The 14922-nt window shown below is 41.2% G+C and carries 15 protein-coding genes and 1 pseudogene; 4 read left to right on the top strand and 12 right to left on the bottom strand.

Translation table 11 applies throughout. From position 1 onward, the window contains the following. The first annotated feature begins 167 nt into the window (after positions 1-167). On the top strand, positions 168-704 hold the full coding sequence (locus V7M78_RS19405) for a flavodoxin family protein (protein WP_333652084.1): 537 nt from the start codon (positions 168-170) through the stop codon (positions 702-704). Between the two features lie 1100 nt (positions 705-1804). Here V7M78_RS19405 and V7M78_RS19410 read toward each other — a convergent pair. After that, positions 1805-2185 carry a VOC family protein gene (locus V7M78_RS19410; protein ID WP_333652087.1) on the bottom strand — a complete coding sequence of 127 codons (381 nt, stop codon included), beginning with the start codon at positions 2183-2185 and terminating at the stop codon, positions 1805-1807. A gap of 52 nt (positions 2186-2237) precedes the next feature. Next, positions 2238-2555, bottom strand: coding sequence for a cupin domain-containing protein (locus tag V7M78_RS19415; RefSeq protein ID WP_333652089.1), 318 nt, complete (start codon positions 2553-2555; stop codon positions 2238-2240). Positions 2556-2742: 187 nt separating this feature from the next. Between V7M78_RS19415 and V7M78_RS19420 the strand changes: the two genes are divergently transcribed. Continuing rightward, positions 2743-3072, top strand: a complete 330-nt coding sequence (locus V7M78_RS19420; protein WP_333652091.1) for a winged helix-turn-helix transcriptional regulator — start codon at positions 2743-2745, stop codon at positions 3070-3072. 648 nt (positions 3073-3720) lie between these two features. Here V7M78_RS19420 and V7M78_RS19425 read toward each other — a convergent pair. The 10 genes and pseudogenes from V7M78_RS19425 to V7M78_RS19470 form a co-directional block, all read right to left on the bottom strand. Continuing rightward, positions 3721-4893 (bottom strand): iron-containing alcohol dehydrogenase, encoded by a 1173-nt coding sequence (locus tag V7M78_RS19425; protein WP_333652093.1) that lies wholly within the window; start codon positions 4891-4893, stop codon positions 3721-3723. Between the two features lie 154 nt (positions 4894-5047). Then, positions 5048-5581, bottom strand: coding sequence for an adenylate kinase (locus V7M78_RS19430; RefSeq protein ID WP_333652095.1), 534 nt, complete (start codon positions 5579-5581; stop codon positions 5048-5050). A gap of 122 nt (positions 5582-5703) precedes the next feature. Continuing rightward, positions 5704-6363 (bottom strand): deoxyribose-phosphate aldolase, encoded by a 660-nt coding sequence (gene deoC / locus V7M78_RS19435; protein ID WP_333652097.1) that lies wholly within the window; start codon positions 6361-6363, stop codon positions 5704-5706. Positions 6364-6529: 166 nt separating this feature from the next. After that, positions 6530-7660, bottom strand: a complete 1131-nt coding sequence (locus V7M78_RS19440) for an RNA-guided endonuclease InsQ/TnpB family protein (RefSeq protein WP_442914682.1) — start codon at positions 7658-7660, stop codon at positions 6530-6532. After that, positions 7635-8289, bottom strand: a pseudogene (locus V7M78_RS19445) (IS607 family transposase). Before V7M78_RS19445 ends, V7M78_RS19440 begins: the two are co-directional and overlap by 26 nt. Before the next feature lie 168 nt (positions 8290-8457). Next, the gene (locus V7M78_RS19450; protein ID WP_333652101.1) at positions 8458-9783 is read right to left on the bottom strand and encodes a pyrimidine-nucleoside phosphorylase; all 1326 of its coding nucleotides are present in this window, start codon (positions 9781-9783) and stop codon (positions 8458-8460) included. A 76-nt stretch (positions 9784-9859) separates the two neighbouring features. Then, positions 9860-10288: a cytidine deaminase gene (locus tag V7M78_RS19455; RefSeq protein ID WP_333652103.1), complete on the bottom strand. Its 429-nt coding sequence runs from the start codon at positions 10286-10288 to the stop codon at positions 9860-9862. A 71-nt stretch (positions 10289-10359) separates the two neighbouring features. Then, the gene (locus V7M78_RS19460) at positions 10360-10695 is read right to left on the bottom strand and encodes a cyclic-di-AMP receptor (protein ID WP_333652105.1); all 336 of its coding nucleotides are present in this window, start codon (positions 10693-10695) and stop codon (positions 10360-10362) included. Positions 10696-10805: 110 nt separating this feature from the next. After that, positions 10806-11384, bottom strand: coding sequence for an NUDIX hydrolase (locus V7M78_RS19465; RefSeq protein WP_333652107.1), 579 nt, complete (start codon positions 11382-11384; stop codon positions 10806-10808). A gap of 47 nt (positions 11385-11431) precedes the next feature. After that, on the bottom strand, positions 11432-13405 hold the full coding sequence (locus V7M78_RS19470) for an endonuclease MutS2 (RefSeq protein ID WP_333652109.1): 1974 nt from the start codon (positions 13403-13405) through the stop codon (positions 11432-11434). Positions 13406-13779: 374 nt separating this feature from the next. On the opposite strand from V7M78_RS19470, the gene V7M78_RS19475 reads away from it, so the two are divergent. Both V7M78_RS19475 and V7M78_RS19480 read left to right on the top strand, forming a co-directional pair. Beyond that, the gene (locus tag V7M78_RS19475; RefSeq protein WP_333652111.1) at positions 13780-14502 is read left to right on the top strand and encodes an AzlC family ABC transporter permease; all 723 of its coding nucleotides are present in this window, start codon (positions 13780-13782) and stop codon (positions 14500-14502) included. Next, complete coding sequence (locus V7M78_RS19480) at positions 14495-14800, top strand: AzlD domain-containing protein (RefSeq protein ID WP_333652113.1); 306 nt, start codon at positions 14495-14497, stop codon at positions 14798-14800. Before V7M78_RS19475 ends, V7M78_RS19480 begins: the two co-directional genes overlap by 8 nt. The last annotated feature ends 122 nt before the right edge of the window (positions 14801-14922 follow it).

A 14922-nucleotide genomic window follows, 5' to 3' on the forward strand; every position in this document is an offset into this window, starting at 1 on the left:
CTTCACAGAAATTTATTTTTCATTTTACCCCATAAAAACACTTGTGCTAACATCATGTAAAAATGTAAGGCAAAAAGTTCTTGACCTTAAGTCAAATTAAGGGTTTATAGTCAATCTATCAGAAAAGCTGATGCACAAAAAAATGTTTTGAAAAGGAGATAATTGTTATGAAAGTAACAGTGATAACAGGAAGCCCCCATAAGAACGGCACCACTGCCCTATTGGCAGATAAATTCATTGAAGGAGCTGCAGATGCCGGGCATGAGGTATATCGTTTTGATGCGGCATTTGAGGATGTAAAGCCCTGCCTTGCATGCAAATATTGTGCAAGCCACCAATCGGAATGTGTACATAAGGATTCCATGAATATGCTGAATGGTAAACTGCTGGAATCGAATATAATAGTATTTGTAACTCCGGTTTATTACTATACCATGTCTGCCCAAATCAAGGCGGTGGCCGACCGTTTTCATGCTAACAATGCAAAATTGTCAGGAAATAAAAAAGCCATGCTTTTTACAGCAGCCTACGGAGCAGATGATGGAACCTTTGAAGGGCTCCAAAAAACATATGAAGCCATGCTGCGCTTTTTGAATTGGCAGGATGCAGGTATATTGTTCGCGAAAGGATGTCCGGCAAAAGAAGTCCTCGAAACAACAGATTATCCCCAGCAGGCATATGAAATGGGCAGAACCATAGCATGAGAAACAGGAATATTGACAATACGGAAACAAAAGAGCTTGAGAAAAGGAGTTTACAAACACAGCATCAAAAATTATGAATGTACCGGAACAAGCATTCATTGTACTGCTTAAGGTAAATAAAGATGACAATATTGGGGTAGGCGCACAGCTATTATCTGAAAGAATTTCTTAAAAACAATCTGTGTATGATACAAAACAGCCGTCAATCTTTTTATATTAGCGGCTGCTGTCATTTATAGATTTATACACACATCTGACCTGGATTCTGCTAAATGGTTTATAATAATGACAATAGCAGCTATCCAAACTAATACTAAGGAGTGACCGCATATGACAATAAAAGAAGCGTAAGAGTTAACAGGCATATCCATTGATAATCTGCGTTACTAAGATGGCGATATAATAGGACTATACCAAAGGAACAAAAAAAACAAAGGGTCTCACTAGTATAGTCCTATTTTCTAATTCAGAAAGGAAATCTAACGTCAGACGGCGGCAGACTCCCCACTTCTTCCTTTTCCAGCATGTAAAAAGCATTCCCGAAGGAACGCGCAGCAGGTGCTTAACAGGCAAACGCGAAAGAGAAGGTCTGACGGGGCTTGGGGCGGAGCCATTCCGACCGGAGGAAGGCATGAGCGCAGCGAGCCTTTGTGGACACAAAGGCCCTGCTTGCGATGTTTAATCAGCACGTAATGATTAAAATTGTTATCATCATAAATAATTCATCACTTTGCAAAACAGTCAAGTAATCATGGGATTCTCTGTACATTGGCGTTAATTAATAACAGGAGAATTTTCAAAGTCTTATTATCAAATAGGTAGGGAATATTTGGGATGAATTCCCAGTTAAAAGCTAACCAAATACTTTGATAATAAATGATATACATATAGACAAAAGCACCTTTGGATAAACAGGAATTGTCCAGCTCAAAGGCGTCTTTGTCTCTTGTATTTAAAAATGTACTTCAATCGAATATCCTGTTTTCCTGTGAAAATGAAAGGAATCATTTTGAGATTCGGCTGAATGGATTGAAAAAATAATTATATACACCAAATTTAAAGGAAATCTAATACATTATTAGAAATAATCAGGGCAAATGCTATCCCCGAAATTCAATTGATTCTCCGTCAGGCCCTTGAAAGACAACTCTCTTCCAACCAATTTCCTGAGGTGTTCTGGGTTCAGGAATGTGAGGCTCAGTTACGACAGGAATTCCTACCGCTTTTAGCCTTTGATAATCTGAATCAAAATTATCGCTGATGAGGCAGAAATGATACCCCTTATTCTCTTTTTCATTTGTCCAATGCTCGAGCTCGAGTACAGTATTATTCAATTGAAGATAAACAACCTTCTCAAGACCGGGAACACCGGGAACATCATGTTCAAAATATTTTTTGAACCCAAAGTTTTTCTCATAAAAATTAATCGACTTTTGTCTGTCTTTTACAGAAAATGCAACATGGTCAATTCGTGTAAACATGAATTAATACCTCCCATTCATTCATAATTTAAATAAACATTGTTTAATCTTCTTAGGAAACGTCAATTTTAATTTGCAACACAACCCAATTAGCGGAGCTGGAATTATTGAATCCATGGGATTCCCCATTCGGCGAAAAAATGATGTCATTTTCTTTCACAAGCATTTTCTCATTGTTTATTGTGATTGTACCTTCACCAGAAACTACATAAAAGACTTCATCAATATCAGAGTGCTTATGATCAGGTGTTGTCTGCCCTGGAGCATAAAGCAAAAGTCCTGTATCCAGCTTCCCCTTTTTGAATATTGCCTTACGCGCACTTTTTTTAACCGCAAATTCAAGAATATCACCAATGTTAATTTTTTCCATTACTTTTTACTCCTCTTTGAAATAGTATTCAGCTATCATTAACAATTTAAACCAAAACTGATTGATTTGAATTGTACTGCTGTAAGATCACTATAATATTACTGTAAACTTTTTGCAATAAGGCACTATTTTGTGATATACTGACCAAACAGTAAGTATAACACAATAATTGATAGGAGTGATAATAATGCCGTGTGATAAATTATGTCCCATTGAACATACTGTCAACTTGATTGGTCATAAATGGAAAGTGCTCATTCTGAGAAATTTATTCAATAATGGTACACAACGATTCATTGAACTGAGCAAAGGAATTAATGGCATAAGCCAGAAGATGCTTACACAACAGCTTCGGCAACTGGAAGCTGATGGGATAATTTGCAGAAAGGTTTATCCGGAGGTACCACCAAAGGTTGAATATTCACTCACGGAACTTGGAAAATCTTTAAGACCAATTTTAGATGAAATGAACACATGGGGATTAGAGCATCTAAAACAAAGTAAGCAGAATCAGTAAAATAATGGGTGATCATCTGCAGGAGACATTGTAATTTTGTCTGCTTTTCGAAGTAAACGAGAATGCTTCTTTGACTATTGAAAAGTGCGATGCAGTACTATGAAAAAAATTAAATATTGGAAATGCCGTGATGATTTCATAAAGGATATTTTACAGTACGGAACGGAGGAATTCCATGAAACAGCGTGAAAAACTCACGGCAATTTACTGCCGAGAATGTGTTAAAAATTATTAGTCCCTACTTGACAGCATCATATGAAAGAATCGGTTTGATCCCGGAAGTTCCAAGAACCCCCTCCGGCATCCGCAGCTATGATGAGATGTCCTTGCACTGGATTGAATTTGCCATGCGTTTTAAAAAAGGCGGGTTCCCTTAGAATCCATTCATGAATACATTCAATTGGCCTTAAAAGGGGAGTCAACTAAGGCTTCAAGAAAGGAAATATTATTAGAGGCAAAACAAAACCTGGAAGAAAAAATGCGGACCTGTCACCCAAGAACTGATAGAAGCATGGAAAGAAAGCAAATGCGTAAAAGGCTGATAAGTCACAGTTCTGCAAAGTACCCAAGGCTTCACCTTAGATGGGCTGCTTCCCAAGAGGGCTATCCCCTGCTAAATTTTTAGCCAGTGTGATAGCCCCTGTTATATTAATTACCCATACTATCCTTTAAAACCTGTAAAACCTCATCACTGGACAATACCTTATAACCTCCGTCCAGAATAAATACGCCTTTTGCAATACCTTCCAGCATATCCTCTGTCACACCAAGTTCTTTAATATTCATAACCACCCCGATTTCTTTCATATAGCTTTCCATACGGGACAGACCTTCTTCTGCAATCTCTTCATCGCTTTTGCCTTCCGGCTGGACATCCCAGACATTGATTGCATACCGTTTAAATTTCTGAAGTCCATAAGGCATGATCTGTCGATAGTAAGGAAGGGAAACAGCCGATAACGTCATACCATGAGTCGCATCGGTATAAGCTCCCACTGACTGTCCAAGCATATGCACCATCCAGTCTGTTGTCTTTCCCTTAGCCACAAGCGTATTAAGTGCCCAGGTGGCTGTCCACATAATATTGCTTCTGGCCTCATAATCCTCTGGATTTTTAACTGCAATTTTAGAGCTGTGAATCAGAGACTTTAAAAGGCCTTCCATCAGATAATCGGAAGTGTTGTCATCTTCACCGGAAAAATACTGCTCCAGGATGTGTGACATAATATCGTAAAAACCAGCCACCATCTGATACTTGGGAAGGGTAAAGGTGTATACCGGATTGAGAATTGAAAACTTAGGAAATACGTTTTCGCCGAATACATGACCGATTTTCAGCTTCTGTTCCTGATTGGTGATTACAGCACCGCCATTCATCTCTGAACCGGTTCCCACCATAGTCAATATACAACCTACCGGGACAATTTCATTATCCACATCTTCCATGCGAAGATAATATTTATCCCACGGGTCTTCTTTGCAATGAACGGATACCGAAACTGCTTTGGCATAGTCGCATACAGAACCGCCGCCAACAGCCAGAATCAAATCCACGCTTCCTTTTCTGGCGCGTTCACATCCTTCATAGAGTTTTTCCACGGTTGGGTTTGGCATAACTCCGGCATCTTCGAAAATTTCCTTGCCGCATGATTTTAAAATCTCAACAACCTGATCGTATATGCCATTCTTTTTGATGGAGCCTCCCCCATAAACCAGAAGAATGTTTTTTCCATATTTCTGCAGCTCCTCCCGCAGATAATCCAATGAATTTTCGCCAAAATAAAGCTTTGTCGGGTTTGAATAAGTGAAATTTCCTAACATAATTAAATTCCTCCTGTATGATTTTTCAGCCTTTCCAGCAGATTCTATTATTTGATTTTTAATTTATTTTAAGTCACAAATCTTTAAATATCAAATGCTTATAAGTAATGAATTTCTATACTTAAAAAGCATGAAGTGTCTCTGAGCTTTATCATTAATCCAGGATATCGAATGTAAAAGAATTAATATCCTCTTCATAATTATCTCGTATCAAAATATAGTTACAGTTATATTTTTTACACAGTCGAAAGTTTTCAGCATTTTCACGGATCACTGATTCCATGGTACAATAGGAATCATCAATTCTGTTTTCAACCGTATTAGCATATTTTTTTATATCCGAAAAATGGGACCTGATATATTCCTCTGTCATGACCAGACAATAGTATTGAATCTCTTTCAAATATTCATCACTAAAATCATTTTTCCACCCAAAAGGTATATACAATCCTTCAATCACAAGATTTTGATAATTTTCTATTGCTGTTTTTATAATTTCCCGCACAATAGGCCAGAGATATTCTGTTAACTTCCCATCATCTTCCGGTGTTAATTTTGTATTACCGCTTCTGATCAGTCCCATCTTCAAATGGTCAATGGATAAGTATGGATATTTATACTTTTCCAACAGCCTTTGTGCCAATGCGGTTTTTCCTGCATGGGAAGCCCCTGCAATTAAAATAATCATTGTTTTTACCTCAACCTGACAAGTCGGTTTCTCTTTACTTACCAAACTTTATTTAAAAATATAGCACTGCATATCTTATTATTAATATGCAGTGCTAACAGATGAAAGCAGCTTTAAACTGCTTATAAAGAATCTTTCTTTTGTGCTGCCAGCTTAACCGCCGCACTTGCGCCCACACGGCTGCATCCGGCATCAATATAAGCCTTTAAATCCTCCAGGGTCCGAACCCCTCCGGCTGCCTTAATTTTTACATCAGGACCAATGTGCTTTTTAAATAATTCAATGTCCTGGAGCGTTGCTCCCGCGGTTCCAAATCCGGTGGAAGTCTTGATATAATCGGCCCCTGCTGCTGTCACCGTCTTGCACATGGCAATTTTCTCTTCCTCTGTCAGATAACAGGTTTCAATAATAACCTTTAAAATATTGCTTCCTGCGGCCTTTTTCAGCTCTGCAATTTCCTTTTCCACTTTGCTGTAATCACCATTTTTTACATCACTGATGTTGACCACCATATCCACCTCAGCGGCCCCGTCCTCAATGGCTTTCTCAGTTTCAAGCACCTTTGATTCCGTCACGCTGTAGCCCAGAGGAAATCCCACTACCGTACAGATATTTAAGCCTGGAAAAGCCTTTCTGACCCGGTTGATATAACAGGGTGGAATGCAGACAGAAGCTGTGTGATACTCCACCGCTTCACTGCAAAGTTCCTCTATCTCCTCCCATGTGGCAAATGCCTTTAACAGGGTGTGATCTACATAACCCAACATTTCTAAATCCGTCATCTGTTTCTGCTACTCAAAATATGGACAAATATATCCATATCGAGATTGTTGCTGTTTCATCCTATATGCTTTCGATTTGATTAATCAATATCTACTCATAGGTTCTTGTATAGTCCACAGCCGTAAATTCCCGACTAGCCATCGGTACATACCTACGCTTGCTTTTCTATGCAACTTTGTAGGTTTTAGCATCTCTCAAATTAAGACTTGCATTATAATCTCTATCTACACGATATCCACACTCACAAATGTATTCTCTATCTGATAATTTTAAATCGGATTTGATACAACCGCATTTGTGACAAAGTTTGCTTGATGGATACCATCTATCTACAATCCTTAATTGTGTTCCTGTTTCTCTGCATTTTGCTTCCATCTTCCTTCTAAATTCATAAAACTTCTGCGAAGCGACTGCTTTTGAAAGATGCCTGTTTTTCATCATTCCTGATATGTTCAAATCTTCCATCGTGATATAAGATGGTTTGGTTTTTACTATCTCATTTACACACTTGTTGACATAATCAGTCCGAGCATTATCTATTCTATGATGAAGTTTTTGTATTTTGGCTATTTGTTTCTGGATATTCTGTCTAGTAGCTTCTCCTTTCTTTTTTCGCATTTTATCGTCTTCGTATTTTCTCGACAGACAGCGTTGTTCTCTTTTTAATTGTTTTTCCAGTTTCTTTACTCTGTTTGTTTTATTTATATTTTTGCAAACAATTCCATTACTTAACACTGCAAAATCTTTGACACCAAGATCAATTCCTATGCCGAAATTATTTAATTCTGATTGTGGTTTTTCTTGTTCCTCTACCAGTATCGAAACATAATATCTTCCTGCTTTACAAGAAACAGTACCGCTTTTAATAGTATGAGTGTCTGGATTGGTTGGAAGATAGCCCTTCTCTTTAATTCTCACCCATCCAAGAGTAGGAATTTTGATTCGATGTCTTTCGCATGGAATAATTACCTTTACATCTGTTTTAACAAAATACATTTTTACATCTGATTTCCCCTTTTTCTTAAAATTAGGAAACTTACTTTGTCTTTTGAAAAATCTTTTAAATGCTCTGTCCGCATCCATAATACTTTGTTTAACAGATTTACTGCTCACTTCTTTTATCCAGGAATATTCAGGATTTTCTTTCAAATATACGTTATTCAGCCACTTTGAAAAATCCATACCAGATATAAACTTCTTTTCTTTTTCATAAGATTCTTTGTTATAAGCAAGGTAAAAGTTATAGACGTACCGACAAGTGCCAATGGTCTTATTTATTATTTGAATTTGATCCATTGTTGGTTTTATTTCTGTTTTGTAGCTCCTTAGCAATATCAACATCTTCCTTTATCTGATTTTTGTATTTCCTTAAACCGTATAATCTACAACTGAATACGTGTAAGATTGATATAATGTCTTGAACCAGTTCTTCATTTGGTGACAAACTTTCGTTATTTACAACAATGATAGAAGTGTTAAATTTCATACAGAACTTTTCAAACCGATCATATCCAAAACGTATAAATCTATCTTTGCTTGATATAATTATTGTTCCAATTTTACGTTCCATCACCTCTTCGAGAAGTGGGTTCCACTTTTTTCGATTATAATTTAGTCCGCTCCCAAAATCTTCAATGCACTGGTGTACTATAATTCCTCTTGCATTGCAAAATTGTTTTAAAAATTCCACCTGATTATATAAATCATCTTTTTGTTTTTTTGTGGAAACTCGCGCATAAATAACTATGTCTCTTGTATCATTCTCTGTTTGTATATCTTTAAATTGTAAATGTTGGTCATAAGTAATACCGTCTGTCAGTAGGTGTGCGATTTGCTTTTAATATTCCATCTCTGTCCCAACGCTGTAATGTTTTAACGGATACTCCTAACAATTCTGCAAAATCTTTAGGTTTGTAGTTTGTGATATTTGATGTGTTCATAATAAAATTCTCTTTTATCCTTTATGAGCACATTATGACACCAATAAACACATTTATCTATAATTTTATTTACTTAAATTATCTCCTTCCTTTTTACCCAAGGGGAGGCCTCTCTTTGCCCTTTGGGCAAATTCACCTTATCCCTTATTTCTATTACACCAAACGCTCCACACCTGCACCGGTGACTCTGGCGTAAATCAAAGGCTCCTCTTCCGGCTTCTGCCCGCCGATGGTAACAGCCTTTAAAAGTTCATGTTCAGCATCGGCAAAGAGATCTCTCTTGGAAGCATAAAGTACTGCAATCGTCTCTCCCTCTTCCACCTGCTGGCCCACCTTTTTCTTAAGAGCGATTCCTGCCGTATAATCAATCTGGCTCTCCTTGGTAATTCTTCCTGCTCCTAACAGAGAGGAAGCAATTCCGCACTGCTCCGTATTCATATGGGTGATATAACCGCTCTTTAAGGCCTTTACCTCTTTTTCAAAGGGTGCTTTGGCAAAGAGTGAAGGGTCTGTGATCACTGCCGGATCGCCTCCCTGGGCTTCTACCATGGCAGCCAGCTTCTTTAAAGCACTTCCGTCTGCAATGGTTTTCTCCGCCATCTCCCTGCACTCCTCCAAAGAGCCTTTTCCGGCTAAAAAGAGCATGCCTGCTGCCAGGCTCAAACAAACCTCAGTCAAATCTCCAGGGCCTTTTCCCTGAAGAGTTTCCACTGCCTCAATAACTTCCAGACTGTTGCCGATCAGACTTCCCAAAGGGATGTCCATGTTAGTAATTAAAGCCATGGTTTTCTTACCTGAATGCTCCCCAATTGCCACCATCTTTTCCGCCAGAGTGATAGAATCCTCCAGGGTTTTCATAAATGCTCCGCTGCCGGTCTTTACGTCCAATAAAATACAGTCATTTCCTGCTGCCAGCTTTTTACTCATAATAGAAGCAGCAATCAAAGGAATACTATCCACTGTTGCAGTCACATCCCGAAGAGCATAAAGCTTTTTATCTGCCGGAGCCAAATTTCCTGACTGTCCAATGACAGAGAGCCCCGTGGAATTGACTACGGAGAAGAACTCTTCCTCTGTCAAGGTTGTCCTCATACCCGGAATGGCTTCCATCTTATCAACCGTTCCCCCAGTATGTCCCAGACCTCTTCCCGACATCTTTGCCACCTTGACGCCGCAGGCAGCCACCATAGGAGCTACTACCAAGGTGGTTTTATCCCCCACTCCTCCGGTGGAATGCTTATCCACCTTAATGCCTTCAATCCGTGATAAATCCACCATATCTCCGGAATGAGCCACAGCATCTGTAAGAATTGCGGTTTCCTCATCACTCATTCCTTTTAAATAAACAGCCATCAGCATAGCGGACATCTGGTAATCCGGAATATCCCCCTTTACATAGCCCTCCACCATGAAACGGATTTCCTCTTCCGTCAGAAGCTCTCCGTTACGTTTTTTTGCAATGACATCATACATCCTCATGCCACACGAAACCTCCCTTATCTTTTACTAACCCCCAGGGGAGTACTCACTTTTCCCTTAGGGGAAATTCATCTTATTATTCAGAATCCAGATCTTTTTTCGTAAATCCCAAGGGGAGCAATTCCCTTAAGGAATATACAGCCGTTTCTTCCCCTGCCCCTAAAATGACTTTAAACTCGTCAGGGTCGCAAAACTCCGCCATTACCTGGCGGCACACTCCGCATGGAGAGCAGAGTTCTCCTTTTTCCCCCTTTTTATTGCCCACAACGGCAATAGCTTCAAATTCTGTCACCCCTTCTGAAACCGCCTTAAAAAATGCCGTCCGCTCGCCGCAGTTTGTAGGCGAGAAAGCCGCATTTTCAATATTACAGCCTCTGTATATCTTTCCGTTTTTCCCCATCAGAGCCGCTCCCACACAAAAATTCGAGTAAGGAACGTAAGCCATTTTCTGGGCTTCATAGGCTTCCGCCACCAGTTTCTTTTTTGCTGCCTCGTCCAATTTCACCAATACCCCTCTCTTTACTTTCTTTTTATTTATCGGGAAAGGGGATTGCCCTGCAATCCCCCTCCTTTTTCTTAAATCTTTTCAAATCGTTCCACATCCGTGACAAATATGGTCGCTCCTCCAAGCTCCACTGTCACAGGCATCATAATATAACCGGCTGAAACAGAGGCGATGTTAGGCGTAGGAACATTGCTGGTTATCTTCTGGCGCTTCCCGCATGTATCTTTAATCAAAGTAATGACTTCATCTACCTGTTCGTCCTCAGTACCGATCATTAACGTGGAATTGCCCTTTTTCAAGAAACCGCCCGTTGTTGCAAGTCTTGTCACGCTGAACTGGTGTTCATTCAGCACATCAGTCACCCGGTTTCCGTCATCAGAACTGACGATTGCATAAACAATTTTCATATTTACCACCTCACTGTTTAATTTGGCAAAACCTTTATTAGCTGTCTCTATTATAAAACATAATCAGGAAAAATAAAACAGCAAATCGGAAAATAATTGTCAATTTTCTGTTAATAATTTATTTCCTTCCCCTTAGCCAACAATTTTGAGTAAATCCGTTCCTTCATCCACTTCTCATTAATCACGTTCAGACACTCATCTACACCAAACCAGCCCACATCACTGTTTTCATCCTCCTTCTTGCGAAGAACTTCCCTGTCATCCCCTTCCAAAAGGTAGGTCACATTCAGATGAAGGTGGGAGGAAACGTAAACGCCCTTTTTCTCATGCCCGTCTACCGTCAGCACTTCCAGAGAAAAAATATCCTCCATAACCGGCTTTACAGTTGTAATTCCCGTTTCCTCCATGACCTCCCGGACCGCAACCTTCAAAAGGTCTCTTTCTCCGTCTGCGTGTCCTCCGGTCCAGGCCCAGGAATCATAGATATTATGATAGGCCAAAAGAACCTTGTCACGAGAATGATTCACCACCCAGGCTGATGCCGAAAAATGGGCGCCCCTGTTTTCTCTGATAAATACATCTTCCCCTGATGATAAATACTGAAGCAGCAGCTCCTTATCCCGTTCTTCCTGCTCATTATAGGGCAGAAATGCCTCGATGTCTCTTTTTAATTTTCTCTCCTGATCCATACGTTTACCTCCATCTTCCTGTATAGAAAGACTTCAGGAGAAACGGCTTATTCTATAGTAACGGTTAAGCCCTCCTGATGTCCTTTTCCCATCTTGTGTCTTGCTTTTCTGTTTTCCACTGTATCAAAAATAATGGAAAAGTCGTAATCCTCCGGGTAAAGTTCCTCTGTCGCCACCAAAAGCTTTACCCTTTTGTGGTTGATCCAGATTTTCCCGTCAGGCATCTGTACCCGCAGCACCCCTTTTTCATTGACCGGCATGCATACAATACCTTTTTTCTTATCCGGGTAGACCATAACGCTGTCTCCGACGGCAAACTTTTCCCTCATGGAATTTTTATTGCCTGAAGGCTTTTTCTGCTTTTCAATTCTGGGACCAGACTCCCCAGAGCCCTTTCTCTTTGCACATTGGGCAAATTCGCCTTGTGTTTTTTCCCTGCTGCCCTTTCCTGTGGGGAAAACTGCCGCAGCAGCCGGGCCCTGATCCTGTAAACTCTCCCTTTTGCCGTAAGCATAGAGTTCAGCTCTCTTTATCATGGATTCCGGCATTCCCAGCCTTTGGGCGATAAAAAGGGCGCAGCTTTCTCCTGCTTCTCCGATTTCCATCCGGTAAAGGGGCTTTAAGGTCTCCTTATCAAAGGCCATTCTTGCATTGGTGATCCCTTCCGCTTCCTTGGCATAAGTCTTTACCTCAGGGTAATGAGTGGTTGCCAGGAAAAGACAGCCGCTGTTTTGCAGCTCTTCCAGTATGGCGATGGCAATTCCCATTCCCTCTGCCGGGTCTGTTCCGGAACCCAGCTCATCAAGAATCACCAGGCTTTCCCGACCGGCTGTATGAAGAATCTTCATCACATTGGTGATATGGGCAGAAAATGTGGATAAGTTTTCTGTAATGTTCTGCCCGTCTCCGATATCACAGAGAATCTGGCTGTTCATGCAAAGATCGGCTTCTATAGCAGGCACATGAAGTCCGCACTGGGCCATAAGGGAGAAAAGGCCCACTGTCTTGATGGACACAGTTTTTCCCCCTGTATTGGGGCCTGTAATGACGATTCCACGTTCTCTTTTTCCCAGTTCAAAATCAAGAGGTACCACGGTTTCCGGGTTCATAAGGGGATGGCGTCCCTTTACAATTCTCATGATTCTGTCCGTGTTGACAGAGGGCTCGATTCCTTCCATGGAAAGGCTTAAGCTTCCCTTGGCAAACAGGAAATCCAGCTTTTCAAGGAGCCGTTTATCCGCTTCCAAAGCCTCCATATTTTCTTCTACCACTGCGGTCAGGGTATAGAGAATCCTTCTCGTCTCATTTTCCTCGCCGATTCTTAAAAGCTCCAGTTCTTCATTGAGTCCCGCAATGGCAGCCGGCTCAATAAAAAGGGTGGAGCCGGTAGCAGACTGGTCAATCACGCTGCCTGGAACCGATGTTCTATAGTCTTTTTTCACCGGGAGGCAGATTCTGCCGTTCCGGAAGGTCACATAGGAATCAGAAAAATACTTTTTATTTCCTCTCAAAATGGATTCTGCTTTTGTCCGCAGCTTCTCTTCCAGCCTGGCTATATCCTGCCGGATTCCTTTTAAATATTTGCTGGCACTATCCTCCACTCTGCCGTTTCTGACGCTTTCAAATATTTCCCGTGCCAGATCCTCCAAAGGGTCTAAATCCAACTCATAATAGGCCAGCCCCAGCTCCAGATATTTGCATCGGTTTAAAAATTCCTTAAACCGTTTTACTCCCGTAAGCATAACTCCTGTGTTCTCCAATTCCTCCGGAGACAGGCAGCCGCCCTGTTTTGTGGTATGAATAATTGCCTGCAGGCCGTTCATGCTGACTGCAGGGGGAAGGCCCATCCGGTCAATAATGGTCCTGGCTTCAGTCGTGTCCCGAAGACTTTTCCGTACCTCTCCTTCATTTAAGGATGGACATAAATTCTCTATTCTCTCCCCGGCAGCTTCCGTGTGGGCAAATTCCTTTAATTTCTCTAAAATATGATTAAATTCTAAAATCTGAAATGTGTGATTCATGTGGTTTCTCCTTTTTTATATACAAAAAACCTGCAAGACTACAAATTGACGTCTTACAGGCTCTCAACCTCATCTGTCTATCTTGTATCCTCATGGGCAAAACAGGTACACAAAACAGAGGAAAAGCGGGGCGCTTTCCTCATAGAATCCCTGTTCTCATTATGCAACTGCTTTATGCTCCATGTTCCGATACAATTAACAAACACACACTTCCTATCTGAATATACTGCTGTTACTATACCACGGAACAAATATGAGGTCAATATTTTTTTCATCTCCTGCTGTCTGGAACATCGGCTTTACTGATCTGGAAAACCATGGTATTATCTTTGATAGATTTATAGGGACAATCGTGTCCTGTCAGGGAGGATATTATGAATACCACCATAAAACAATTAAAATCCGGGGTAAGGGATGGAATTCCCATTGGCCTGGGATATTTTGCTGTGTCTTTTACTTTTGGGATTATGGCCTTAAATGCAGGATTGTCAATCTGGCAGTCTGTTGTCATGTCCATTACCAATCTGACCTCAGCAGGGCAGTTTGCCGGACTGGGAATTATAACAACAGGAGCATCTTTTGCTGAAATGGCTGCAGCCCAGTTTGTGATCAACTTACGCTACAGTCTGATGTCCTGCTCCTTGTCTCAGAAACTAAACCATAGAGTTCCCTTTTTCCACCGTCTGATCATGAGTTATGGGGTGACGGATGAGGTCTTCGGTGTTTCTGTCTGCAAGTCCGGGGAATTAAGTCCATGGTACTTTTACGGCTTGCTTCTGGCTGCCATTCCAGGCTGGACATTAGGAACGGCGGCAGGAGCTGTATCCGGAAGCCTGCTGCCTGAAAGGGTTTTAAGCGCTTTGGGCATCGCCCTTTACGGAATGTTTTTGGCAGTTATCATCCCACCGGCCAGGGATAATAAAATTCTGGCAGGTGTAATCCTTCTTTCCATGGTGTGCAGCCTTTTGTTTTCCCTGATTCCGGTATTGGCCGGAGTCTCTTCAGGGTTGAAATTGATCATTCTGACCATCGGAATAGCCGGACTGGCAGCCTGTCTGTTCCCGGTTCCGGATAGGGGGGAGGTTTCTTGTGAATAGCCGAATTTATCTTTACATCCTGATCATGGCGGCGGTTACTTATCTGATCCGTGTTCTGCCCCTGACCTTGATCCGGAAAGAAATAAAAAATCCCTTTATCCGGTCTTTCCTTTATTATGTCCCTTATGTGACCTTGTCGGTGATGACATTTCCTGCTATTATCACTTCTACCCAAAGCCTGTGGTCCGGTGCGGGAGCATTGGCGGCGGCAGTGATTCTGGCCTTTAAAAGAAAAAGCCTGATCCAGGTTTCCATCACTGCCTGCGTTGTTGTTTTCATTATGGAGCTGTTTTTGTAGATCATACAAGAAAGAATCCCGCTTGCGGTATTCTCCGCCTGCGGCGGGTCGCCTCAGCGACATCCACCCCTACCGCCGCAGTGCGATCCTCCCGGAGGGTTTTTATCGTATAGGACGAACTT

This window comes from Lacrimispora sp. (genome assembly GCF_036758025.1).
Classification (GTDB): Bacteria; Bacillota; Clostridia; order Lachnospirales; family Lachnospiraceae; genus Lacrimispora.